The sequence below is a fragment of the Halocola ammonii genome (genome assembly GCF_049334165.1).
Taxonomy (GTDB): domain Bacteria; phylum Bacteroidota; class Bacteroidia; order Flavobacteriales_D; family Sanyastnellaceae; genus JBEGHD01.
Window position 1 is genome coordinate 215,727 of record NZ_JBEGHD010000003.1, and the last position, 23,483, is coordinate 239,209.

The following is a 23,483-nucleotide window of genomic DNA, read 5'->3' on the forward strand; positions in this document are numbered from 1 at the left end:
AATGCAAATGTTAACCCCATCAACGCCAAGGCAACAGCAAAAACTAAAGACTTTTTCATCATTCAAATTTTCTCGAAAGTTAGCTGCCTTTTGGTTATCAACACCTTGAACTAGTTTAAGACTTTCGTGTGCAAAATTCCTTTAGCAAAAACGAGATTCGGATTCGCATATCCAGATTTCACTGCTTAAATTGCCTCAAACAAAATCGCGTTTTAATGGCAATCCCCATAGCACTGGATGTGAGCTCCTATCGCATTATTCCCCAGTCGGACAATTCGTTCGTCATTGTGCTCAGGTTTGCTGATGGCGACAAGTTGGGTGAGCATACTTACCATGCAAAAGAGGTAAAGCGCTCGGCTATTCCAAAAAAAGTCCTGGGAATGTGGCAATATCAAGATGAAGCTGACTCCTACCAGTTCGTTTGTATAGACCCAAAGTACAGACGCTGAATCCAGTAGCTGAAATGCCTGGTTGTCCAGGTTATTTGTCCACCAAAATTTGTTAGATTCATTTTCTAAACTTAGTAACGAGATTTACGTACTTCTTTCGGAGTACCTTTTATTAACGCTAAAAACTATTTTCACCCGTTTAATCAAACCTCTCAGGTCCCAGTAAATCTTTACCAGGCAAATTTTTGCTTTAAATCCTCGGATGAGTTCTCTTGCCAGGTTGGGTTTTTGATGTTTGTTAAGCCGCCCTTCACAAAATGAGCATCGGCAAATTAAATAACGATCAGTTGAACATACTTCATGAGCTTTTGCACGAGTATGGCCGTGGCAATTTTGATGCTCGAATTTCTTACCAGCCTGAGGACGAGTCAGTCAAATCCATTGTGGCAAGTCTCAACACTCTAGGCAGGGAACTCGCAAGGGAAAGCGAAAGAAAGGAGCAAAAAACAGCTCTCTTGCATGAAATCTACGAGCAAATAGATGAGATTATTTACGCTCTCAAGGTTGATTATAACCCAAAGCCCACGATTGAATTCAACTTCATCTCCAAGCAGATTTCAGAGTTGCTCGGCTATCCGGAAGATGCGTACATCAACGATATCGCACTTCGTAAAAAAATCATTCACCCAGACGACCGTAAGAACTACAAATCGCACCTTACAAAAGCTTTAGAAGGGGAAAGGTCGCGATTCGACTATCGACTGAAGATCAACAACTCTGACAGCTACATGTGGCTCGAAGATCAGCTGATTCCAAAAATAGATCACAGTGGAAAAGTCATCGCAATCCTGGGGTGTGCCAGAGACATCACCTCTCGCAAAACCCAGGAGATGGATGTAAAGTATGCATTCAGAGAGATCAAGCTGATTGACCAGATAAACAGTGCCGCTCTACGAGGTAAGTCCGTAAAACATATTTCTGATTTACTTCTCGATTCCCTGAGGAAAATCACGGGTGTAATGTCGAGCAGATTTTACATTTTCGATACTGAAGAAACTACGCTAAAACTGAATTCGGAAAATATCGCAAAGCACCTCAGAACGACTTTCCAAAAAGCCACAGGTTACGACATGGAAGTTGATTCCTTTCCAGTTGACCACAACCACTTGCTCAATGAATTAATAGGCAAAAGAACCCATCTGATCACCAGCGACCCCTCGGAGATAGAACAGATCATTCACAGTCACTATAAAAAAGACACCGATAAAACTATTGATGCTCCGAAAATCAGAAGATCACTTAAAATCAAAACCATGGGATTGCTGCCTATGGTTGTGGAAGATGAGCTCTTAGGAGTAGCGACTTTCACAGCGCCAAAGGTTATTTCTGCTTTCGAAAAAGAATCCATTTCACGGTTCATCAACCATGTGAGCTTCGCACTGGCAAAGCAACGATCCGAAGAGAAAGTGCACGAACAAAAGAAATTCTTCGAGTCTATTCTTCACAACGCACCCGGGCAGATAGCTGTAATTAGTGACAAGGGAAAGTTCAGCTTCATCAACAAACAAGCAGTAAAGAACGATGAATTGAGAAACTGGCTCATTGGAAAAGATGATTTTGACTACTGCAAGGAAAAAAACATGAATAATGACCTGGCCCATGTCAGACAGGAGATGTACCAAAAGGCAATAACAAGTAAAACTGTTACTGAGTGGGTAGATGAACACACGGACAAGAATGGCGAGAAGATTTATATTCTCAGAAAATATATTCCTCTATTCGAAAATGGTGAGTTTCAGTACATCGTTGGGAATGGTATCAACATCACCGCCATCAAAGAAGCCGAGCACGAAAAGGAAAAACTGATCAAAGATCTCAACGACCGAATCAACGAGTTGATGCAATTCAACTACATCGTTTCTCACAACTTGCGATCTCCTGTTGCAAACATGCTCGGTTTGAGCAAGCTCATTGGTATGGACCTGCCCAGAGAAAAGAAAGATTTGATAGCAGAAAAAATGAAGGAGTCGGCAGAATCGCTTGACAACATTATTCGCGACCTTTCTCAAGTGCTCTCTGCCAGAACTCCGATCAACAAAAAGGTAGCCACCTTTAGTCTCATCGAAGTTTTGGAGGAAATAAAAAACAACCTCGAAAATCAGATAGCTGATTCAGGATCGATCATTCGAATGGACATCTGCCCTGATGCCGACAAGATGAAAACCATCAAGAGTTATGTCCAAAGCATCATGTTCAACCTGATTTCAAACGCTATAAAATATCGCCATCCCGATAAAAAATGCGTAATAGAAGTATCAGCCGAGCGAAAAGGCCAGTTTGTGATAATTGAAGTCTCTGACAACGGTCTTGGAATTGACATTGAAAAATATGGTGAAGAGGTCTTCAAACTTTACAAGCGTTTCCACGACCATGTGAAAGGAACAGGAATCGGGCTTCATCTCACAAAGATTCAAACTGAAGTGCTGGGAGGACAAATTGAGATAGATAGCAAAGTAGACATGGGCACCCGCTTTAGGTTAACAATTCCGTCTTAGACAAGATCTAAATTGTAGAGCAACAATTTTCCAGCTTTCTTGTCATTACTATACAAGATGAAAAAGTTTCTCATTTCCATTCTGGTTATTTTAGTCATTGGATTCTTCTACTTCGATTTTTCAAACGATAATTTCGAAGGAAAGAAAATAATACCCGAACGTATTTCGTCCCCTGTAAAAGAAGCACTCACCTACTATCCCCAACTCGATAGTGTCCACATCAGGTTTGAGTTTAAAGATGAAATTGGAAACAACTTTATGCAAGCCATGCCTGATGTTTCTACCGTTTTTAAAGATCCCAGCAAACGCACCTACCTTATCAAAATGACTCGCGAAATGGAAGTGAATGGTGAGGATATTCCAATTGAGAAAATTCCCCGTGATGTTCTGCTTGGCTGGTTTGCTCACGAGCTGGGACACGTGATGGACTATCTCGACCGTGGAAGCGGCAACATGATTTGGTTTGGTGCCAACTACTGGCTCAGCGAAGAATTCAAAATCAAAGCCGAACGCAGAGCCGACATATTTGCGATTGAGCACGACTGCGCAGACGAAATCATTGCTACAAAAGAATATATCCTCAACAACTCATCTCTGCCCAAATCTTACCTCAACAAAATAGAATCCTTCTATCTTTCTCCTGAGCGGGTCTTGGAAATTGTGGAAGAGATCAAAGAGGACCGCGAAGAGATTTCCGACTCTTTTTAAAATTTTTCTTCGATATTCGGGAGCTGACCAAAACCTTTAAGCTCTCTCATTGAACTCCTTCGACAAATACTTTCGTATCCTCGGTGTTAAATCCACCGCCAACAAAGCGACCATTAAGAAAGCCTTTCGCGCTAAGGCCAAGAAATTGCACCCGGATGTGAATCCTTCTTCCGAAGCTCGACAGCAATTTATTGAGCTGGATGAAGCCTACGACTTTTTGATGGACAACTACGATCGCCTTGAGCACCTGAGAAAACCGAAGCAAAGAAAAGCTAGAACAAATCAGAGAGAACACAAGAAAACAAAACAAGCCTGGGATGCGCAATCGAGAGCCAAATCCAGAGCTAAAGCCGAGCGCTACGCCAACATGAACTTCGAGGAGTTCAGCAAGACAGATCAGTTTAAATCTGCCGACAAGCTGCAAGATTTTTGGGACTACCTGCAGGTGAGCATCATGGTGATCGTGGTTTTGGTGATCCCCGTTTTTGCCACCTTGTTTGTCGGACTTCAAGGCCTTATATTAAGTGCAGTTTTTGCTATGGCTACGGTTCCTCTCTGGGCGAAAGCCGTCACTCGCAGAGAGATCTACACTTTCAAACGGTTCTTCACCACAGTCAAATACATTTTCAAGTCGAAGTATTTCATTCAAACCATTTTTCTCGGCATCAATGTAATACTCGCCATGTGGCTCTGGATGGTGACAGCCATCGATCCGTGGACCTATTTAATTCCATTCGAAATCGCCATAATATTGGCTATTATTCTCCATCACTTTGTGCTTCCAAAACAAAAGAGTAAAGTGGTAGAGTTGCTCTCAGTTACAGGGCCGGTTTTTCTGGTAAATCTTTTTTTCGTCCTCAATTTTGCTTTTAGCACTGGGCCGCAAATGGAGTACTACAGATACATTCAGCGATTCGAAGGAAGGCGCAGCACCTCGTTTCTCTACCTCGAAAACAATGCGTACAGCGAGGCTCCGGGAATTCGGTTTTTCTTCTTTGAAACCAGGAGCATGCAGTCTGGAAACCACATTGCCATGGAAATGGATCTGGGGCTTTTCGGAATACCAGTTCTGAAAGACTATCACTTCTTTCGAGAATAAAAAAAGGGAAGCATCAGTCTCCCCTTTTTCGATTATTTCTTTTTCTTCCGTGCTATTCTTTCTTCCACTTTTCAATAATTCCTCTGCCCGGAGTGAATGGTGCATCTTTTTCTTCTAGCTTTTGCTCAAGCGCTTCGATTCTGGCCACAGCAGTTTCGAGATCTGTTTTCAACTTCTCAAAGCCATTTCCAGCGTCTTCGTAAAGCTCGCGACTGGTTTGTGTTGGTGCTGAGCGCGATCTCCAAATGCTCCAAACAATAATCCCGACTCTTGAAGAGATACTTTCAGGAGTTTCAAATTCCCGCTTCGCCAAAGTCTTGTCGCCATTGAGTCGAATCTCAATATCGCGCAGAAGCGCATCGGTCGAATCCACTTCAGCCAACATCTGCAGCTCAATCCCCGGATAGCTTTCCACCGCCTTGCGGATGTACTGAATGCGTTCATCCAAATCGTTCTTCACTTTCTGTGCGGCATCCACAGCTCTTCTGAGCTTTTCTACTTTCTCCTGAAAAGCAAGTCGTTCAGCGTTGTCTTCAGCAGGCAAAGTGACATTGTTTAGCCATTTGCATTCGAATGGAGTTTTATCCACCAAAAGCTCCGGCTCACCTTTTTCCACTTTGTGAAGCGAAACAAAATAATTTCCAGGTAGTGCAAGTGGCCCCATATCCGGCTGGCCATAGCGACCAGCTTCTCGCTCCTTGAGTCTCAGCGCAGTTCTCGGAGTGTGACGAAAATCCCAAACTACACGATTTATACCTGGAGATGGTTTCTGGCGAATCTTGCGAATTTCCTCTCCGGATTCGTTGTAAACCGTGAAAAGCAAATAAGGCTCCTGCTCGTTGTCTTCAGCACGTAGCTCCTCTTCATTGGGATAAGCTACATCCAGTTTTTTGTCGATCAACTTCGCTTCGTTGGCTTTGCGTTCCTGTTCCAGCGTTTTCATTTCCTCATTGAGGTAGTAAGTGAAAACAGCGCCTACTGGCGGATTTGGAGCTGTAAAGTGATTTTCACCCTGAGAACCCTTTCCGCGAAGCCCGAGAGGATTTGCCTCCACGTACATCAGAGCTTCTTTGATGGGGAAAATGTGAGCGTCTTTTTCAGCAATTTCATCGTTCATCTTTCTAAGTGGTGTGTAATCATCGAGAATGAAGAAGCCTCTGCCAAAGGAAGCCAAAACAAGATCATTTTCTCGCTCCTGAATTTCGATGTCGCGGATGGCGATGGTTGGCAAACCAGCTTTAAACTGCTTCCAATTTCCTCCTCCATCCATGCTGAAGAACGCACCAAACTCGGTTCCCGCAAAAAGCAGGTTTTTATTCTCGTGGTCCTGAGCGATGTCGTAAACGGAACCACGCTCAGGCAAGTTACCGCTGATAGATTTCCACGACTTTCCTTTGTCCGTACTCTTCAAAATGTACGGTTTGAAGTCACCATTTTTGTGGTTATTGAAAACTGCAAAAACCGTTGAAGCATCGTGCTTTGAAGCCACAAGTGCATTCACGTAAGTTCGCTCTGGCACTCCTGGAAAACTCGATACTTCCCTCCAGTTTTCGCCAGCATCTTCGGAAACCTGAACCAGTCCGTCATCGGTTCCCACGTAAATCAGATCTTCCTGTAGAGGAGATTCATCGAGCGCCACGATGTTTCCGTAAATGGAAGTTGACTTATTCTTCATTACCGCATCAACGCTCTGCACGCGCCCCATCACCTTTAGGTCATTTCTGTCGAGTTCTCTTGTTAGATCTGGACTAATTGTTTTCCATGAATTTCCTCTGTCGTCACTTCTGAAGAGTTTATTGGCTGCGAAGTACAACCTTTTGTGATCGTGTGGACTGATGATCAGTGGCGCATCCCAGTTCCAGCGGAGTGCTTCTTCACCCTCGCGAGCCACTGGTTTGATGCCGATAGTTTCGCCACTTTGCTTGTCGTAGCGCACAAGCCATCCGTACTGGGACTGGGCGTAAACAGTATTTGGATCTACCGGATCGATGGCAGCTTCAAAACCATCTCCACCATTTGTGATAAACCAGTCTGAATTCATAATTCCGTGGTTGTTGACTGTGCGCGAAGGTCCGCCAATGGTGTTGTTGTCTTGCGTTCCACCGTACACGTAGTAAAATGGTTCTTCGTTGTCAACCGCAACTTTGTAGAATTGCGTCACCGGCAAGTTTGATTTGTAGTTCCAGGTATTAGCGTGATCCCAGGTTTCATAAACTCCACCATCGCAGCCGAGGATCCAATGGTTGGTGTCATTTGGATCGATCCACATGCAATGGTTATCCACGTGCTTGCTCTTTTCTCCGGTCTGTACAAAATCTTTCCCTCCATTTTCGGTGTGGTGCAGCCAGGTGTCCATGGCAAAAACCTTGTCCTTGTCGTAAAGATCGCAAACCAGCTCCTGGTAGTAGTTTCCGCTAGTTCGGTAGCTACTCATCTTGCTCCAGCTTTCTCCCTGGTCAGTCGATCTGTAAAATCCTGATTCGTCAGCTTCCTCCGCTTCTACTATCGCGTAGATGTAATCGGTATCGGCAGGTGAAATATCCATCCCGATGCGGCCCATGTTTGAAGAAGGCAAACCAGATTTCAGCTCGCGCCAGTTTTTTCCTCCATCGGTTGATTTGTAAATCGCAGATCCCGGGCCACCACCAACGTAAGTAAATACGTGGCGTCTGCGCTGGTGAGCTGCAGCAAACATCACATCAGGATTGTCCGGGTGCAGATGCACCTCATTGATTCCGGTGTGCTCATCTACTTCCAGGATCTTCTCCCACGTTTCGCCTCCATCGGTTGATTTATAAAGCCCCCGGTCTCCTCCTTTATTCCAAAGTGGCCCATAGGCCGAAGCGTAAACTACATCGGAGTTTTGCGGGTGAACCACGATGTTCCCGATGTGCTCAGAGTTTTTCAAGCCCATGTTTTTCCAGGATTTTCCGCCATCGGTGCTTTTATAGATTCCGTCTCCGTAGGCTACACTGCGCTGATTGTTGTTTTCACCTGTTCCCACCCACACCACGTTCGAGTTGTTTGGGTCGAGCGTGACACAGCCAATGGAGTACGAACCTTCTGCATCGAATATCGGCTCGAAGGTGGTAGCGGAATTAGTTGTTTTCCAAACCCCACCGGAAGCTATGGCGAGGTAGTACTCAGCGTGATTCTGAGGATTAACTGCTATGTCGGCCACCCTGCCCGATGTAAGAGCTGGGCCAATGTTTCTAAAAGAGAGTCCACTGTAAGAGATGTCTTCAACGGATTCTGAATCGTTCTTCTGACCGAAAGAAACGAGAGCAGTCAGAGCGAAAATGATTAGAAGAGTATAATTTTTCATGAATCTGAGATCGGTTAGTTTTCTATTTCGAAAGTACAAGCTTCTAAATTTATGAGTTGGGATCAAGGTTTTTTATTTTAATGGATTCATTGTAGGTTGAGTGGAAATCGATGAACATTCCTGATGACCGAAAAGTCTAATGGGTTTTGAACAGCGGCCCAATTAAAATTGTATCCCCACAGTATGCTTCGACCAATTTACTTATTCATTTTTGTTCTTAATCCCTTTCTCGGGTTTTCATACTTGCAAACAGATACCATTCATGATGAAGAGTCTGAAAAGACTAAGGTTGAAATTTTACTGGATAAAGATCTGGGAACTTCGAAAGCAGAAATCGAAGGCGAAAACGATGCGGCAAAAGAGCTAAATCCCGACACTACCTGGCTCAAGGTCGGAGGTGCTTTTCGCCTCAACGCCATTTGGACACACTACGAAGGCGAGACTTTTCCTCTTGGAACTTTTTTGAGAAATGAATTTACCTGGGATACCTGGCGCGTGAATTTTGACGGCTATTCTAATGGAATTCAGTTCTCTTTCGAGTATCGCTTCTACCCGACTTTCAACACCAACTTCATTAAGTACGGATGGCTCGGCTATCGATTTACTGAAAAATCGAACCTAAAACTTGGGATCACGCAAGTGCCTTTCGGGAACCTTACTTATGTTTCTCACAGCTGGTGGTTTCAGCTGCCTTACTATGCGGGGCTGGAAGACGACCATCAAATGGGGTTGCACTATCGGTACCAGACTGATGACTGGACCATCGATGCTGCGTACTTCGTGATGGCCGAACCGCGAGGAACAAACGAAGCTTCTTTCGGGGCATTTTCGACAGCGCGCTACAGCTACGATGTAGTACCCATTGAAGGCAACAGCAACATCGAGCGAAATCAGGGAAACATTCGAGTCGTCAAGCACTGGGAAAACTCCGAGCTGGGACTTTCCCTCCAGGGAATGGAGATTTACAATCAGCAAACGCAACACTCCGGAGGACAGGTAGCAGGAGCTCTGCACTACGAGTGGAGCCCTGGGAAGTGGAACCTCAAAGCCGAAGGAATTTACTACAACTACTTCGAAGTGCGAGACGATGAGAACAATGAATTGAATGCAGTCCAAATGGGTGCCTATGGCTTCGGGACTTACGATGTGGCATCTGAAGCGGCCATGTACGTGATCGGACTTGCCAGAGATTTCCCTGTAGACTGGGGACCGATTTCGAACATCCAGCTGTACAACGATTACACTTTCATGCACAAGTTTAATCGCTACACGATTGATGGCGAAACCAGATATTTTGTACCAACTCAACACAACGTGCTCGGAGCTCTGGTGACAGCCGGAAACCTCTACACCTACTTCGATTTGGCTTTTGGCTACAACCACTCGTGGATTTCAGACAGTTTTGGAGGAAGCGCACTGGGAATAGGGCGCGGAGAGAACCCATCAGAGGAGGTTGATTACCTCAACCCACCCGATCAATCGCCTGGCTGGAACCTGAGAGCGAACATCAATTTTGGATACTACTTTTAAAAAACATCGAGGAATATGAGCAAGAAGTACTTCGACATTCACAAACCAGTTTTTTGGCCAGCCGTCATTCTCATCGTGATTTTTATTGCGGTGACGCTGATCGTGGGCGAACCGATGGAAAAGATTTTCGAAAATACGCAAAGTGCTATCAGTGAAAATGCAGGCTGGATATTCATTGTCGCCATTAACATCTTCATCATTTTCTGCTTTTACATAGGCTTTAGCAAATTTGGAAATATCCGGCTGGGCGGAAAAGACGCCAAACCGGAGTTCTCCACACTCGCCTGGTTCTCGATGTTGTTCAGTGCCGGTATGGGAATCGGACTGCTCTTTTGGGGAGTTGCAGAGCCCATTCAGCATTATTCAAATGCACCCAAGGGAGAAAGCTATACTGTAGAAGCAGCCGAAAGCGCAATGAACCTCACTTTCTTACACTGGGGATTTCACGCCTGGGCAATCTACGCACTAGTGGCTCTGGCACTGGCCTTCTTTGCCTACAACAGAAAAAAGCCACTGACCATTCGATCGGTTTTTTATCCAATTTTAGGTGATAGAATCTACGGCTGGATTGGAGACATGATCGATGTGCTGGCTGTGCTCGCCACCCTTTTTGGATTGGCTACCTCCCTGGGAATTGGCGTACAGCAAATCGGTGGAGGGATTTCTTACCTCACAGGAATAGCCAACAACGAATGGCTCCAGGTCGGCCTTATCGGAGGAATTACCCTCATCGCTACCATCTCGGTAGTCTCCGGAATCGACAAAGGAGTCAAGTTTCTCAGTGAATGGAATGTGCGAATAGCCGGGATTCTTTTGCTCTTTGTGATAATTGCTGGCCCGAGTCTTTTCATCTTCAAATCGCTGGTTCAGAACATCGGAAATTACATGAACGATGTGCTCGCAGTGGCCACGTGGACAGAAGCATACGAAGGCACCAACTGGCAGGGAAGCTGGACGGTTTTCTACTGGGCCTGGTGGGTCTCGTGGTCGCCTTTTGTAGGGATGTTCATTGCTCGTGTATCGCGCGGAAGAACCATTCGCCAGTTTGTTTTTGGAGTTTTGCTTGTGCCCACCCTCCTCACCTTTTTGTGGCTAACCACTTTTGGCGGATCGGCCATCTGGCTCGATTTGCAGGCTGGTGACAACGTTCTCGCCAATACCATAAACGAGGACAATGCCAAGGCCCTTTTTGTCTTTCTCGAAGAGTTCCCGGTGAGCATTGTCGGTATTGTGGTAGCTGTGCTGCTCGTAATGAGCTTTTTTGTAACCTCCTCCGACTCAGGTTCACTAGTCATCGACAGCATTACAGCTGGTGGCAAACTCGATGCTCCTGTCGGTCAGCGAGTATTCTGGGCACTGTCTGAAGGTTTAGTCGCTGCAGTGCTTTTGTGGGGAGGTGGACTTACAGCCCTACAAACTGCGGCAATCATCACTGGATTGCCTTTTTTAGCTGTCCTAATAATAATGTGTTTCAGTCTCGTACAGGGACTTAGGAAAGAATATGCCCGCGAGAAAGAGCTGGACAAAGAAAAAGACCGCGAAGGCTACGAAAAGCGACTGGCTCAAGTCATAACTAAAAACATCGAAAAAAATCGCAAATCATGAAAAAGCTAGAACACATCGCTCTGCTGTGCGACCTTTCCGAAATGGACGAGATCATGCTATCGTATCTTGAAAAGCTCGACACAAAACAGGATTTTCAGTCGCTGACGTTGGTACACTTTGTTGAAGTAGATGAGCTTACTGAAGAAATAAAAGCGCTGATTCCAGACTCGGATAAGAGCATCGAAAAAATTATTGAAGAAGAACTGCGGGAAACCTGTGACAGGATTTTCCAAAGAAAACACGATCAGGTAAACATTCATGTGCACCAAGGGGGAAACGTTGACGACCTCAGTGAATGGGTGGACAGCCAAAATTTCGATGCACTGGTAGTTGGTAAGAAGTCATCTTATCATGGTTCTGGGATTTTTGCGAGCCAGTTGGTTCGATTGACGACTACTTCAATCATGATTATTCCCGAATCAGCCAGATCTGACATCAGAAAAATTGTTTTGCCCATCGACTTTTCGAAGTATACCAGAGCTGTGCTAGAAATCGGAAGCATTCTCGGGAAAAGCTCTGACTCACACCTACTTCCGATCCACATTATCCGCCTGAGCCCACATTACTTTCCTCTTTTAAAAGAAGACGACAGCATCAAGAAAGAAATGGAAAAGAGTGCCATAAAGAAATACGAGAAGGAAGCTAACCGACTGAATATTTCTGCACCGCTGAACATCGCTCACGAAACCGACCAGCACACGAGCAAGGTAATTTACCGGTACGCTATGAAAGAAAATGCAGACCTAATCATTGTAGGTAAAAAAGGTCGTCACCACAGCGAAGAGCTACTTATCGGAGGAGTTACCGAACAACTCATCTCCAGTGACAAACACATCCCAGTTTTGATCATGCACTCTTAATTCTCTTTGGCGGCTCGTGCATCGCTCATGTCAATTTTTGTAACTCCGCGGAAGAAAAACCACGTAGCTGCAAGCATAAACATGTGACTCAGTGCCATGTGGTTGAACCACGGGTGTGGTGAAAGATCGAAGGTGAAAATTACAGCGGCTATGGCTGCCAGCCCCACTCCCCAGAGCATCAACTTGCTGGCTTCGTTTTTCTTCTTGTAGTAAAGGATGGCCTCGAGCGTCATCACTACAACCATCAGTCCATAGGCGGAGTGAGCTTCTACGAATGAGAAGTTGAGATAGTACATAGCAAGAAAGAGAAAGATGAGGAACTCGATGACGTTCACCACACGCAAAACGTTGATGATCTTTTTGCTCAGCAACACGCGGTTGTGCTCTATGGCCACTCGCTCCATTAGCATGATTGAAAGCATAGATATCACCCAGCCGGGAACTTTCCACGCCTTGCCATCTTCGAAAACATAGAGAAACATATGGCCGATGATACCGCCCCATGTAGTGGCGATTCCCATCAACAGGAAAAAATATTTAGCGTAGTAGATGACCTTTTCACTACTTCCCATTTTGTGTAGTCGATAAAAAAACACGAAGCAGGCAGCTGCTACAAAAAGATCTGTGATCGTGACAATGGGTTCGTCAAGTCGAACGCCCCACAAATGGATGGTGATAATATCTTCGATGGCTGACAGAGTTTAAAATCAGGCGAAAATCTACGGATAAATTCATGAGCAATCAAAGACCTCGTCAGATAAGATCGATGTCAAATTTTGGCTAGTCCTCAACCCTGGTGAGCTCCACCAGATCATTCTCTTCCTCTGGCGTGTACATTCTCGATTTTATGATGAATCGCTTTCCCTTTGGGATTTCCAGGGAAAAGCTTGAGCCGCGGCCATTGGTCACATCTACAGTCAGCTGTGTGTGTTTGCAGTATTCAAACTGATCTTCGCTCATCCAAAACGGAACTCCATAAACCTGGCCCAGACACACATCGCTGGAGCCGACTTTAAACTCATTTTCGGCAAAACACATCGGCTGGGAACCATCGCAACAGCCGCCACTTTGGTGAAACATCAGCGGTCCGTTCTCTGACTTAAGCTCATCCAGCAATTCTTTTGTCGCTTCTGTTGCTACTACTCTTGGTGTCATTTGTTATCGATTTTAGAATTAAGCAAAAAAGAAGCGACCCTGTTCACAAGATCGCTTCTCCCTTTTTAATCACAATTAACTAGAAAAAGCCCAATTTCTCTTTCGTGTATGAAATGAGCATGTTCTTCGTTTGGCGGTAGTGATTGAGCATCATCTTGTGGTTTTCTCTACCGAAACCAGATTTTTTGTATCCGCCAAATGGCGCGTGAGCTGGATATGCGTGATAGTTGTTCACCCACACTCTACCGGCTTTTATCGCTCTCGGCACCTGATAAATTTCGTGTGCATCGCGCGTCCAAACTCCGGCACCGAGTCCATAGAGCGTGTCGTTTGCGATCTCAATGGCTTCCTCAGTGGTCTTGAAAGTGGTCACTGAAGTTACCGGACCAAAAATCTCTTCCTGGAAAACACGCATTTTGTTGTGTCCTTTGAAGATGGTGGGTTGGATGTAGTACCCGTTTTCGAGTCCGTTGTTGAGCTCTTGCTTGCCTCCACCGCAAAGCACTTCTGCACCTTCGTCTTTACCGATTTGCAGATAGTTCATGATTTTCTCGAACTGGTCGCTAGAAGCCTGCGCTCCCATCATTGTGTTTGGGTCGAGCGGATTTCCCATTTTGATGGCTTTGGTTCTTTCCACCACTTTACTCATAAACTTGTCGTAGATGTCTTCGTGAACCAAAATCCTCGATGGACAGGTACACACCTCACCCTGGTTGAGTGCGAACATCACAGCGCCTTCCACAGCTTTGTCGAAATAGCCATCGTCAGCATCGGCCACAGACTTAAAGAAAATGTTTGGTGATTTCCCACCGAGCTCCATAGTCACCGGAACCAAATTTTCCGAAGCGTACTGCATGATGAGTCTACCTGTTGTGGTTTCACCCGTGAATGCCACTTTGGCGACTCTAGGAGACTGCGCCAGTGGTTTCCCGGTTTCAGGTCCAAATCCGGTCACAATGTTGAGCACTCCCGGAGGTAGCACATCCTGAATCAGCTCCATCAAAACCATGAGGCTCGTTGGAGTTTGTTCGGCAGGTTTCACTACCGTGCAGTTGCCGGCAGCCAGGGCAGGTGCAATTTTCCAGGTCGCCATCAACAGCGGGAAGTTCCACGGAATGATTTGCCCCACCACACCGATAGGTTCTTGAAGATTGATGCTCACCGTATTTTCATCGTGCTCAGAAATGGTACTTTCATCGGCACGAATTGCTCCGGCAAAGTAGCGGAAGTGATCAACGCAAAGTGGTAAATCTGCTGCCTTGGTTTCGCGAATTGCTTTTCCATTGTCGATGGTTTCCACTGTTGCCAAATAATCCAGATTGTCTTCGATGATCTGTGCAATTTTCAAAAGCAAATTTGATCGCGTGGCGGCCGAAGTTTTGCTCCATGAAGGGAATGCCTTGTGTGCTGCATCCAGCGCCAGTTCTACGTCCTCCTTGGTAGATCGTGCTGCTTTAGTAAAAGCCTGCCCGTTGAGGGGCGAAATATTATCGAAGTATTGGCCTTGAGTTGGCTCTTTCCATTCTCCGCCAATAAAGTTGTCGTAGTGAGACTTGAAGCTCACTTTCTCTTCCACAAATGGGAATGTTTCTGCTAGTTGTTCCATAATTCGTTTGATTTATTCTCCCAAGTCTCCGCATTATTTTCCCATTGTTTATGGAGTTTATTTTCAATCACTAGCATTATTTTCCCAAGGTCTTTTTAGCAACTGGTTTCGAAGAGATAAATCACTATCTTGGCTAACCTTACTTTTAAATCCATGCTTACTTAATTGAATTTCATCCAGCCATATCAACTTTCGGATCTTGACAAGATGCAGTCGCTCGTGGAGCACCGCAACAAGTTCAATCTTGATTTTTGTGAGCTGAATGTTTTCGAAACGCGCCAAAAGGCCAACGACTTTAAGTTGCAGTTTGGCGGTTTCACCATCACCTCGATGCTTCGTGGCAAAAAAATCATGCACCTCGAGGGGTTTGACGACTTTGAATACAAACCCGGAGAAACGGTTCTCGCTCCAGCGGACACGCTGATGAGGATCGACTTTCCCGAAGCGGAAATTGAAACTCCTACGCAGTGCACTGCCCTGGTGATTGACAACGACTATCTCGTGAAACAACTCGACAACATTAATGCTTCATGGAAAAATGAGTCTGAACATAGATCAGAATGGAAGATTGACCCAAAAGAACTGATCTTAAAAAACAACAATGCCATCGCGCAAATCAGCACCCGACTGCTGAGTGTTTTCACCAGTGACGACCCTTTTAAAGAATATCAAATTGATGTGATTTTGCGCGAGCTGGTTTTGAATATGCTCCGTCTGCAAAACCTGAATGTGGTCCGGAAAGAGCACAAGCTGCTTTCGAATAGGTCGCCTTTTCACGCAGTGTTGAACTACATCTCGAGCCAGTTGAGTTCGGATATTCGCATCGAAGACCTTTGCCGGGTGGCTTGCATGAGCAAGTCGAGTTTTTACAGAGCTTTCACTGAAGAGTACGGAGTCACTCCGGTTCAGCTTATTTTGGAAGAACGCGTGAACTACGCCAAACAGCTACTACACAACCCTGAACTGAGTGTAAAGGAAGTGGCTTTCGCTTCTGGATTTAACGACCCAAACTACTTCAGCCGCATGTTTAAGAAGCTGACCGGTAAAGCACCAAGTGAATTTAGAAGCTAACTTACTCTTCCGACAACCGTCTTCTTGTCCTTCTCTCGTTAAATTTCTTCTTGTTATACTGCTCCGACTTCCCCTTAGGAATCGTCAATGCATGCCAGTCTTCTCCGGCTACCATTTTTCCGATAAATACTATTTGCCCAATGTGATAGCTGTAATGCGCCAGCTGCCTGTTGATGGCTTCAGTCACTGTGTGTGGTTCGTTGCGGATAAGCACTTTTTTCGCTAGATCTTTATGCGCCAGTGAATCGAGCGTTTCAAGAAGACAGTCCCAACCTTTTTCCCAAATCTCGAGCAACTCTTCTTTCGATTCAATGTCGTTTTCAAATTCAGAATCTCTGTTACGCCAGCTTTTTTCACCATCCGATTCGAGAAAGTCGGTCCACCGTGAAAGCATGTTTCCCGACAAGTGCTTCACGATCGTGGCTATACTATTGCTCTCTTCACTGGCTTGCCAAAAGAGCATTTCTTCGGGAATTTGATCGAATGACTTTTCTGCGATTTTCTTGTAGTGCTTAAATTGGAGTTGCACACTGGTAAGGTAGTCGTTCATGGTTTTTAATTTTGGTCGTAGATGTTCGAAAAGCGTTTTTCATCGTGCGCTTTCAAACTTCTATTAAGTTAAGTCTATTTTTGCGATCAATCCAAAAATGGAAATGAGTAAGTCGATTTCGCTTCGTACGGTCAATGTTACGCGCTACATCACGCCTTTGCGTGAAGGTGGCTCCCTGCCTGCTTTGGCAGAGGCTGATGACGACTTCAAGTACGTACTCAAATTTCGCGGAGCGGGCCACGGAGTGAAAGCGTTGATAGCCGAATTGCTCGGTGGAGAAATCGCGCGAGCACTCGGTTTAAAAGTTCCTGAGTTGGTTTTCGCCAACCTCGATGAAGCTTTTGGCCGCAGCGAAGGAGATGAAGAAATCCAGGATTTACTCAAAGGCAGTCAGGGATTGAATCTCGCATTGCACTTTCTTTCCGGAGCCATTACTTACGACCCGGTGGTGAATTTGATTGAACCAGGGCTGGCGTCAAAAATAGTTTGGCTCGATGCCTTTACTACCAACATCGACCGGACCATCAGAAACACCAACATGCTGATGTGGCACAAGGAGCTTTGGCTGATCGATCACGGAGCGACTTTCTTCTTTCACCACTCTTGGGACAACTGGGAAAAGCATGCGGTGAGCCCTTTTGCCTACATCAAAGAGCACGTACTCTTGCCGCAGGCATCTGAGATTGAAAAGGCGGATGAGTTTTGTAAATCTGTGCTCACAGACGAAAAACTCAAAGAAATAGTGGCTTTGATTCCCGTGGACTGGTTGCAGTGGGAAGACGTGGATTTGGATCCGGAAGAAATTCGCGAGGTGTACCTCCAGTTTTTGCTTCGCAGAAAATCGCATTCTGAAACCTTTGTAAAACAAGCACGAGATGCCCGGGAAATACTTGTATGAATACGCAGTGATTCGACTGGTGCCGAAAGTCGAGCGCGAAGAGTTTCTCAACGTGGGTGTGATTCTCTTCAGTAAGCAGGCAAAGTATATCAGAGTGCTCTACAAAGTAGATCCGGAGCGACTTAAGGCCTTCGATTGCGAACTGGAAATTGAAGAAGTGGAAAAGAACCTTCAATCGTTCGACAAAATTTGCTGTGGAGACAAGGATGCCGGCCGCTTTGCCGACTGGGACCTGGCCGATCGATTCCGCTGGCTCACGGCTGTGCGGAGTTCTTCAATCCAGACCTCCAGACCGCACAACGGTTTTAGCTCAGACCTCGACAAAACACTCGAAAGGCTCTTTGAGGAGCAGGTGTTGTAAATTCCAATAATCTAGTCGAGCAATGAATCTGTTGCGAAAAGCAAAAAAAGGCCGCTCTAGTGAGCAGCCTTCAAGTAATCCTCTTTTCCAAATGTTATTTAATCGAATGGAATTCTAATTCCAGCATTTAGTTGCAGACCCGGATCAATGTTCACAGCTACAACCTGACCATTTACATTGTTCGGAGGCAACATAAACTTGAAATCAGCAAACAGGTATCCGAAGTTAATGTCGAACTCAGCACCTATTCCCAGATTTAGCGTTAAACTACTGACCTTTTCTTCATCCTCAAGCCTCAATTCGTAGGCATCCTCGTCATACTCGGTGAGTACTTCAGATTTTACAGTTCCGGAAATAAATCCTATTCCAGCAAATCCATAAAGGTTAAAGTCATCTTCATAATCTCCAGTAAAGTAGTACTTCATTCCTGCATGAACGTGAAACCAGGTAATTTTACCTTCCACTTCAACATCGATATTGCTAGGTGTCGTTTCAGAACTCAGTGCATGAGCATTAAATTCATAAACCGGTGTGTATGGGAGATAATAGTCGAAGCCTACTACGACTACCTTTTCATCATCAACAGCATATTCACCCTTCAGTCCAAGACCGAGGTGTTTCACATCACTACCTTTCATAAACTTCAAAAAGGATAGTTGACCGCCAGCACTAATTTGAGAGTAAGCATTACCCGAGAGTAGGGACAATAGCGCGACAAGGCTTAATAGCTTGATATACTTCATCTTAATAAGATTTTAATAATTATTTAGGTTATGGTTAAAAGAGAATTCAAATTTATGATGCCACTTTTGAGCAATGAACTTTCATAGTTTTTGAGAGGAAGAATAATTCATTCAGACAGCAGCATTAGTTTTTTAAGTCTTGAGCGCAATTTATAAAAATATGTTAAGATCAGGAGTGTCAAAGTAGCTGTGATCACCTATCGACTGGTTAAAAAGGCGATAATTAAATGATCAACAATGTTTTACAAACTACACTGTTTTAAATATTCATTTTTTGTGTAATTGATACTACTAAATTGAGGTTTTCACGTAAATACTTAATTTCCAGAGACCAGAAAGAATTAAAGCAATCCTAAACCGAATTTTGTATCTAAATTGATATCACAGGAAATAACCATCTAAATAGTGCAATTCTAGTTTCATCAAAGTCGGTTGACATTTAAAGTCTTCCAATAATTAAGAAGTATTTCAATCCAAGTCAGAATTTTCTTTGGTGTGAGACGACAAGAAAAATCTCACTCGTATTTCAAGCCAAAAACGAGGTAGCTCAATTTTGCATAGTTGCTGGCCCTCGCCAAAATCGGGTAATTTCGTCTACGACATTCAACCCTTCAGGTGAATAAGAACAAGCGCACCTTATTGATTTTTAGCGCACAGAAACCTCGGGAAGCATTTTTGTTCTTTCAGTCTTGAAAACAAAAACTAAAAATTATGTCAGCTACAGAAGAAAAAAACAAAGGAAAACAAGGAGGAGGTGCAAACACCAAAAACCCACAGACGGACGAGCACAAAGGAAAGAAAGGTGCTCACAACAGAAAGTCCAAGTACGCCAAAGAGTCTAAAAACTAGGATTCAGAATGATTCGCGAAAACAAAATCGTACTAAAAAAGCCGCTTCAAGATGAAGCGGCTTTTTTAGTAACAGGTGTTGTAAGTCTTCCACTCCAGAAATTCGACTTTAGCTTTTTACTTTATCTGAACAATTAACATAAAAAAACCACGCCTGCCATTTCTGACAAGGATGGTGACTTTAGGGACAAAAAATATTTCACAATTTGCAACTACATTAGATTTTCAAACCTAATGTCAATTGCACCCATTGATTCTTGTAACGCGGGGTTGATGTTGTTCCATCTCCATCATTGTTTTGCAAATCCCAACCAGCTCTTGCCGATATTACAAGGTGAGAAACAATGACATCTACTCCACCAACCAAACCCAGCACGTTCTTACGAATATTGTCATTTTCAAATTCCTGTTCCTGAGCTGTGCTGGAATTTCCAAAAGAATAGGAATCCTTCTGATGAAGGAGGTAAGAATACTGAGGACCAGCAACGAAGGTCAAATTCTCTGTAGGCTTCAACTGTAACTGAAGTGGAATATCGAGGTAAGTTGTTGTTCTGGAAAAAGAATAAGGGGCATCGAACAGCGTTCCTGAGCCTTTGAATCCTTTTTGCGAAATCAATATTTCGGGTTGAAACCCGAGAAACTCTCCAACGGGAACACTGAGGAAGAGTCCTCCAGCGAATCCCAGTTTGCCATCGGCTTCAAAGTCCTGACCGCGTTCGTCCCAAACACGTGAGAAATTGACACCTGCTTTGGCTCCAAATTCTAAGTTTTCGCGGTGATCACCGTCTGTGGCTTGGGCCTGAACGAAGGTCGCTGATGAAATTAGAATGATGCTCAGTATAATTGATTTTTTCACTTTGATTCTAAATTAGATAGTGAATGATTTTTCACTTAATCAAAGGTGATGAAGTTCTATGCATTTAGTAATACATAAAAAGCACTAAAGGTTACACATATCACACATCCCGCTTTTATTACTGATTGAAGAGAAGGACTTACAAAATCCCTAATCGATCTTCAGATCAACGCAAAAGATTCAGCGAAGAAATCGATGGCGTTAAAACCTAATTTTCAGCTAATTAATTTGTATTTTCACCTAAAGCAGAATTGAGTTTCTAAATGGAAAATCACCTCTGTAGAGACCTTTTACTTTTATGATTATACACATCAAATATATGGTGAGCCTCCGATGCAAAATGTTGGTTCGTGAAGAGTTGAAAAAAATCGGCTTGCACGCAGTGGCTATCGATTTGGGGAGGATTGAGATCATGGAGGACATATCTGACGGTCAACATCAATTGCTGAAGGCAAATTTAATGAAAGCCGGCCTGGAATTGCTCGATGACCACAAGAGCATTTTGGTGGATAAAATTTGCAATGTCATAATAGAGATGGTTCATCATTCTGAAGTGTTTCCGAAGATAAATTTTTCGGACTATATCAGTAAAAAGCTGGACTACGACTACACCTACCTCTCAAATCTTTTTACAGAAGTAAAAGGCACCACGATTCAACAATACATCATTGCTCATAAAATAGAGAAGGTAAAAGAACTGATCTTGTACGATGAGTTTAACCTAACAGAAATTTCTTACATGCTTCACTACAGTAGTGTCGGACACTTGTCTAACCAGTTTAAGAAGGTTACCGGACTTTCACCAACCTTCTATAAAAAGCTGGGCATCAAGAGAAAACAAAACCTTGAAGACGTTTATCCTGACCTGGATATTGAAGCCAATGTCGATCTAAAGAAGAGATGAAGTCTGAAGAGTTAAATACCGTTCGATTTGCACCCAGAGGAAAAGATAGTTTCCACCAGGCTGTCATTGGCGCAGTGCGCGAGTATTTTAAAAAGAATGAGATTTCTCCTTATGCAAATGCCGAAATGTGGATCAAGACAGTTGTCATGCTTGTGCTCTATTTCTGCCCTTACACCCTGTTGGTTACAGGATTGGCCGCCAACAACTTATTTCTGTTCTTCAGTATGTGGTTTCTGATGGGCCTGGGTATGGTCGGCATAGGCACCTGCGTAATGCACGATGCTAACCACGGAGCATACTCCCCTAAGCGAAAAGTGAATAATTTCATCGGGCATATTCTTGAAATCATTGGAGGCTATTCGGTCAACTGGAAAATCCAACACAATCAGTTGCATCACACCTACACCAACATTGCCGGACTCGATGAAGACATCGATTCTATGGTGTTTTTGAGATTCTCTCCGAATCAACCGCGTCATTGGTTTCACCGCTATCAACATGTTTATGCGTGGTTCTTTTACATGATAATGACGCTCTACTGGATGACTGCTAAAGATTACCTTCAGATAATTCGTTACAAACAGCACAATCTTTTAAAACAGCGTAAACTGCCTCTCCCACGGGCCCTGTTCAGAATTACTGTCTACAAGGTTATCTATTACTCTTACGTTCTGGTGCTGCCTTTGATTTTCTCAGGACAACCCTGGTACGCTGTGCTTCTAGGGTTCTTGCTCATGCATTTTACTGCGGGTTTCATCCTTTCTTGCATCTTTCAACCCGCGCACGTGATGACTACCTCTTCTTTTGCTCTTCCAAAATCTACTGACGGAATAAAAAAGATGGAAGATACCTGGGCGCAACATGAAGTAGCCAATACCACCAATTTTGCCACAAAAAATCGTTTCCTTACCTGGTGCATTGGTGGGTTAAACTATCAAATAGAGCATCATCTATTTACAGGCATTTGCCATGTTCATTATCCGCAACTGGCGCCAATAGTGAAAGCTACGACTTCGAAATTCAACATTCCATACAATGTGGAACCAACCTTTTTTAGCGCTCTTGCCGGCCATGCCAGAATGTTGAAAAAACTTGGCAGAGAGTAGTTTATCGAAAGTTCCCCAAACCGTACTTGAACGAAACGCTATACAATCGCCAGAGACTTCAGGTCAAAAAACAAACTCTTTCTCCCGAGAATCCAAAGAGAGCTGAAAATGAGTAAGTTTAAACGATTGCCTATTAATCTGGCTACATCGAACGAATTACACTAAAGCAAATGAATTTATCTTTCAAAAACATCTTCTTTGCCCTCGGTTCCATTTTTCTGATTTTGCTATCGCTCATTTATGCGAGAACCCTACTTATCCCCATTGCGTTTGCTTTGCTCATTTCATTCATATTGCTACCTCTAGTCAACAGACTTGAAAAATGGGGTGTTAATCGAATTATGGCTGCAATTTTCTCGCTGGTTGCAGTAATACTGATATTAACTGCCACAGTTGGCTTTATTTCCAGTCAGTTACTGCAACTTTCCCAGGAACTGACTACTTTCCAGGATCGACTCATCAAGATTTTCACTGAAGTCTCAGTCTATTTCAATGAGCATTTTAGCTTTCTGGGCGAGTTGAGCAAAGAGGATATTTATCAGCGAATTAAAAACCTTCTTGAGAGCTCTGCCGGCTACCTTGTAGGACAGACTTTTTCGAACACAGCCAGTTTTGTTGCCGGACTCGTTGCCACTGTCATTTACGCCTTTCTAATTCTGATTTATCGCAAGGGGCTGACAAATGCAGTAGCACACTTTTACACTGAAGAAAATCGTCCCAGGGCCATTTATATGTTTAAGAAAATTCAACAGGTTGGCCAAAAGTACCTGGTCGGCATGCTCACTCTCATTATCATTATAGGTGTGGTTAACAGTGTGGGACTGTGGATTATTGGCGTTGATAGTCCGTTCTTATTTGGATTCCTGGGAGCCTTGCTTTCCGTAATTCCTTATGTCGGTACCGTAATGGGAGCCGTCATTCCCATCCTTTACGTGTTCATTGCTCAGGATTCTCTTGGAAAAGCCATTGCCGTGGCCATTTTGTTTTGGGCTGTTCAATTGGTCACTGACAATTTCCTCAGTCCAAAAATAGTTGGTGGCAATTTGCGGGTGAATGCGTTGGCAGCAATCTTAAGTCTGATTATTGGAGCCCTCGTGTGGGGCGTGGCCGGGATGATTTTGTTTCTACCTTTTACAGCAATGCTTCTTATTGTGAGCGAAGAATTCAAAGAGCTCAAACCTTTGGCCCTGATGATTGGCACCTATGAATCGGATAAAAAGGCGCAAAGCGGCAACGCAGTGATTTGGATAAAAAAAATCATTTCCTGGGCCAAAAAAGTTTTTACTGGTCGATAGGAAAATTGAAAATCTAAGT

21 protein-coding genes are annotated in these 23,483 nt (G+C 44.1%); 14 read left to right on the forward strand and 7 right to left on the reverse strand.

Translation table 11 applies throughout. The features are described from left to right. Positions 1-215: 215 nt before the first annotated feature. The 4 genes from ABHV44_RS04685 (at position 216) to ABHV44_RS04700 (ending at position 4,751) form a co-directional block, all read left to right on the forward strand. On the forward strand, positions 216-449 hold the full coding sequence (locus tag ABHV44_RS04685; RefSeq protein WP_459073503.1) for a hypothetical protein: 234 nt from the start codon (positions 216-218) through the stop codon (positions 447-449). Between the two features lie 257 nt (positions 450-706). After that, positions 707-2,944, forward strand: a complete 2,238-nt coding sequence (locus ABHV44_RS04690; protein WP_459073504.1) for an ATP-binding protein — start codon at positions 707-709, stop codon at positions 2,942-2,944. A gap of 57 nt (positions 2,945-3,001) precedes the next feature. Continuing rightward, on the forward strand, positions 3,002-3,652 hold the full coding sequence (locus ABHV44_RS04695) for a hypothetical protein (RefSeq protein WP_459073505.1): 651 nt from the start codon (positions 3,002-3,004) through the stop codon (positions 3,650-3,652). Between the two features lie 49 nt (positions 3,653-3,701). Next, positions 3,702-4,751 carry a J domain-containing protein gene (locus ABHV44_RS04700; RefSeq protein ID WP_459073506.1) on the forward strand — a complete coding sequence of 350 codons (1,050 nt, stop codon included), beginning with the start codon at positions 3,702-3,704 and terminating at the stop codon, positions 4,749-4,751. A gap of 52 nt (positions 4,752-4,803) precedes the next feature. Here the strand turns inward: ABHV44_RS04700 and ABHV44_RS04705 are convergent, their stop codons facing one another. After that, entirely contained in the window at positions 4,804-8,076 is a 3,273-nt protein-coding gene (locus ABHV44_RS04705) for a WD40/YVTN/BNR-like repeat-containing protein (RefSeq protein WP_459073507.1), read from the reverse strand. Positions 8,077-8,259: 183 nt separating this feature from the next. Between ABHV44_RS04705 and ABHV44_RS04710 the strand changes: the two genes are divergently transcribed. From ABHV44_RS04710 to ABHV44_RS04720, 3 genes are read left to right on the forward strand one after another with little or no spacing between them, the layout of a single operon-like run. Next, positions 8,260-9,606 carry a porin family protein gene (locus tag ABHV44_RS04710; protein WP_459073508.1) on the forward strand — a complete coding sequence of 449 codons (1,347 nt, stop codon included), beginning with the start codon at positions 8,260-8,262 and terminating at the stop codon, positions 9,604-9,606. 15 nt (positions 9,607-9,621) lie between these two features. Continuing rightward, positions 9,622-11,211 (forward strand): BCCT family transporter, encoded by a 1,590-nt coding sequence (locus ABHV44_RS04715; protein ID WP_459073509.1) that lies wholly within the window; start codon positions 9,622-9,624, stop codon positions 11,209-11,211. Beyond that, entirely contained in the window at positions 11,208-12,071 is an 864-nt protein-coding gene (locus tag ABHV44_RS04720) for a universal stress protein (RefSeq protein WP_459073510.1), read from the forward strand. The genes ABHV44_RS04715 and ABHV44_RS04720 overlap by 4 nt, the downstream gene beginning before the upstream one ends. On the opposite strand, the gene ABHV44_RS04725 is transcribed toward ABHV44_RS04720, so the two are convergent. The 3 genes from ABHV44_RS04725 to ABHV44_RS04735 form a co-directional block, all read right to left on the reverse strand. Then, positions 12,068-12,736 carry a DUF6962 family protein gene (locus ABHV44_RS04725; RefSeq protein WP_459073511.1) on the reverse strand — a complete coding sequence of 223 codons (669 nt, stop codon included), beginning with the start codon at positions 12,734-12,736 and terminating at the stop codon, positions 12,068-12,070. The two genes, ABHV44_RS04720 and ABHV44_RS04725, sit on opposite strands and share 4 nt — an antisense overlap. A gap of 115 nt (positions 12,737-12,851) precedes the next feature. After that, positions 12,852-13,226 carry a DUF779 domain-containing protein gene (locus ABHV44_RS04730; RefSeq protein ID WP_459073512.1) on the reverse strand — a complete coding sequence of 125 codons (375 nt, stop codon included), beginning with the start codon at positions 13,224-13,226 and terminating at the stop codon, positions 12,852-12,854. A gap of 79 nt (positions 13,227-13,305) precedes the next feature. Beyond that, complete coding sequence (locus tag ABHV44_RS04735) at positions 13,306-14,832, reverse strand: aldehyde dehydrogenase family protein (RefSeq protein ID WP_459073513.1); 1,527 nt, start codon at positions 14,830-14,832, stop codon at positions 13,306-13,308. A gap of 165 nt (positions 14,833-14,997) precedes the next feature. On the opposite strand from ABHV44_RS04735, the gene ABHV44_RS04740 reads away from it, so the two are divergent. Further along, positions 14,998-15,903, forward strand: a complete 906-nt coding sequence (locus ABHV44_RS04740) for a helix-turn-helix domain-containing protein (RefSeq protein WP_459073514.1) — start codon at positions 14,998-15,000, stop codon at positions 15,901-15,903. Position 15,904: 1 nt separating this feature from the next. Here the strand turns inward: ABHV44_RS04740 and ABHV44_RS04745 are convergent, their stop codons facing one another. Continuing rightward, positions 15,905-16,453: a DUF1572 family protein gene (locus tag ABHV44_RS04745; RefSeq protein WP_459073515.1), complete on the reverse strand. Its 549-nt coding sequence runs from the start codon at positions 16,451-16,453 to the stop codon at positions 15,905-15,907. Between the two features lie 103 nt (positions 16,454-16,556). Here ABHV44_RS04745 and ABHV44_RS04750 point away from each other — a divergent pair, with 103 nt between their 5' ends. Next, positions 16,557-17,351, forward strand: coding sequence for a HipA family kinase (locus tag ABHV44_RS04750; protein WP_459073516.1), 795 nt, complete (start codon positions 16,557-16,559; stop codon positions 17,349-17,351). Beyond that, positions 17,329-17,712, forward strand: coding sequence for a DUF3037 domain-containing protein (locus tag ABHV44_RS04755; RefSeq protein WP_459073517.1), 384 nt, complete (start codon positions 17,329-17,331; stop codon positions 17,710-17,712). Before ABHV44_RS04750 ends, ABHV44_RS04755 begins: the two co-directional genes overlap by 23 nt. A gap of 98 nt (positions 17,713-17,810) precedes the next feature. Here ABHV44_RS04755 and ABHV44_RS04760 read toward each other — a convergent pair whose 3' ends face one another. After that, a complete protein-coding gene (locus ABHV44_RS04760) occupies positions 17,811-18,455 on the reverse strand; it encodes an outer membrane beta-barrel protein (RefSeq protein WP_459073518.1) in 645 nt (214 codons plus the stop codon). 711 nt (positions 18,456-19,166) lie between these two features. Between ABHV44_RS04760 and ABHV44_RS04765 the strand changes: the two genes are divergently transcribed. Continuing rightward, positions 19,167-19,304, forward strand: coding sequence for a hypothetical protein (locus ABHV44_RS04765; protein WP_459073519.1), 138 nt, complete (start codon positions 19,167-19,169; stop codon positions 19,302-19,304). Positions 19,305-19,520: 216 nt separating this feature from the next. On the opposite strand, the gene ABHV44_RS04770 is transcribed toward ABHV44_RS04765, so the two are convergent. Next, positions 19,521-20,159: a porin family protein gene (locus tag ABHV44_RS04770; RefSeq protein ID WP_459073520.1), complete on the reverse strand. Its 639-nt coding sequence runs from the start codon at positions 20,157-20,159 to the stop codon at positions 19,521-19,523. 298 nt (positions 20,160-20,457) lie between these two features. On the opposite strand from ABHV44_RS04770, the gene ABHV44_RS04775 reads away from it, so the two are divergent. The 3 genes from ABHV44_RS04775 to ABHV44_RS04785 all read left to right on the forward strand — a co-directional run bounded on the left by ABHV44_RS04775 (position 20,458) and on the right by ABHV44_RS04785 (position 23,464). After that, positions 20,458-21,063: a helix-turn-helix domain-containing protein gene (locus ABHV44_RS04775; RefSeq protein ID WP_459073521.1), complete on the forward strand. Its 606-nt coding sequence runs from the start codon at positions 20,458-20,460 to the stop codon at positions 21,061-21,063. Beyond that, positions 21,060-22,169 (forward strand): fatty acid desaturase family protein, encoded by a 1,110-nt coding sequence (locus ABHV44_RS04780; RefSeq protein ID WP_459073522.1) that lies wholly within the window; start codon positions 21,060-21,062, stop codon positions 22,167-22,169. The genes ABHV44_RS04775 and ABHV44_RS04780 overlap by 4 nt, the downstream gene beginning before the upstream one ends. Before the next feature lie 170 nt (positions 22,170-22,339). Next, positions 22,340-23,464, forward strand: a complete 1,125-nt coding sequence (locus ABHV44_RS04785; protein ID WP_459073523.1) for an AI-2E family transporter — start codon at positions 22,340-22,342, stop codon at positions 23,462-23,464. Positions 23,465-23,483: the final 19 nt, after the last annotated feature.

Excerpts from the sequence above, each read along its gene's own strand:
- ABHV44_RS04690 (WP_459073504.1), top strand. The coding sequence starts at position 707 with ATGAGCATCGGCAAATTAAATAACGATCAGTTGAACATACTTCATGAG.
- ABHV44_RS04775 (WP_459073521.1), top strand. The coding sequence starts at position 20,458 with ATGATTATACACATCAAATATATGGTGAGCCTCCGATGCAAAATGTTG.
- ABHV44_RS04715 (WP_459073509.1), top strand. The coding sequence starts at position 9,622 with ATGAGCAAGAAGTACTTCGACATTCACAAACCAGTTTTTTGGCCAGCC.
- ABHV44_RS04755 (WP_459073517.1), top strand. The coding sequence starts at position 17,329 with ATGCCCGGGAAATACTTGTATGAATACGCAGTGATTCGACTGGTGCCG.
- ABHV44_RS04745 (WP_459073515.1), bottom strand. The coding sequence starts at position 16,453 with ATGAACGACTACCTTACCAGTGTGCAACTCCAATTTAAGCACTACAAG.
- ABHV44_RS04760 (WP_459073518.1), bottom strand. The coding sequence starts at position 18,455 with ATGAAGTATATCAAGCTATTAAGCCTTGTCGCGCTATTGTCCCTACTC.
- ABHV44_RS04765 (WP_459073519.1), top strand. The coding sequence starts at position 19,167 with ATGTCAGCTACAGAAGAAAAAAACAAAGGAAAACAAGGAGGAGGTGCA.
- ABHV44_RS04785 (WP_459073523.1), top strand. The coding sequence starts at position 22,340 with ATGAATTTATCTTTCAAAAACATCTTCTTTGCCCTCGGTTCCATTTTT.
- ABHV44_RS04685 (WP_459073503.1), top strand. The coding sequence starts at position 216 with ATGGCAATCCCCATAGCACTGGATGTGAGCTCCTATCGCATTATTCCC.
- ABHV44_RS04750 (WP_459073516.1), top strand. The coding sequence starts at position 16,557 with ATGAGTAAGTCGATTTCGCTTCGTACGGTCAATGTTACGCGCTACATC.
- ABHV44_RS04720 (WP_459073510.1), top strand. The coding sequence starts at position 11,208 with ATGAAAAAGCTAGAACACATCGCTCTGCTGTGCGACCTTTCCGAAATG.
- ABHV44_RS04730 (WP_459073512.1), bottom strand. The coding sequence starts at position 13,226 with ATGACACCAAGAGTAGTAGCAACAGAAGCGACAAAAGAATTGCTGGAT.
- ABHV44_RS04710 (WP_459073508.1), top strand. The coding sequence starts at position 8,260 with ATGCTTCGACCAATTTACTTATTCATTTTTGTTCTTAATCCCTTTCTC.
- ABHV44_RS04695 (WP_459073505.1), top strand. The coding sequence starts at position 3,002 with ATGAAAAAGTTTCTCATTTCCATTCTGGTTATTTTAGTCATTGGATTC.
- ABHV44_RS04735 (WP_459073513.1), bottom strand. The coding sequence starts at position 14,832 with ATGGAACAACTAGCAGAAACATTCCCATTTGTGGAAGAGAAAGTGAGC.
- ABHV44_RS04705 (WP_459073507.1), bottom strand. The coding sequence starts at position 8,076 with ATGAAAAATTATACTCTTCTAATCATTTTCGCTCTGACTGCTCTCGTT.
- ABHV44_RS04780 (WP_459073522.1), top strand. The coding sequence starts at position 21,060 with ATGAAGTCTGAAGAGTTAAATACCGTTCGATTTGCACCCAGAGGAAAA.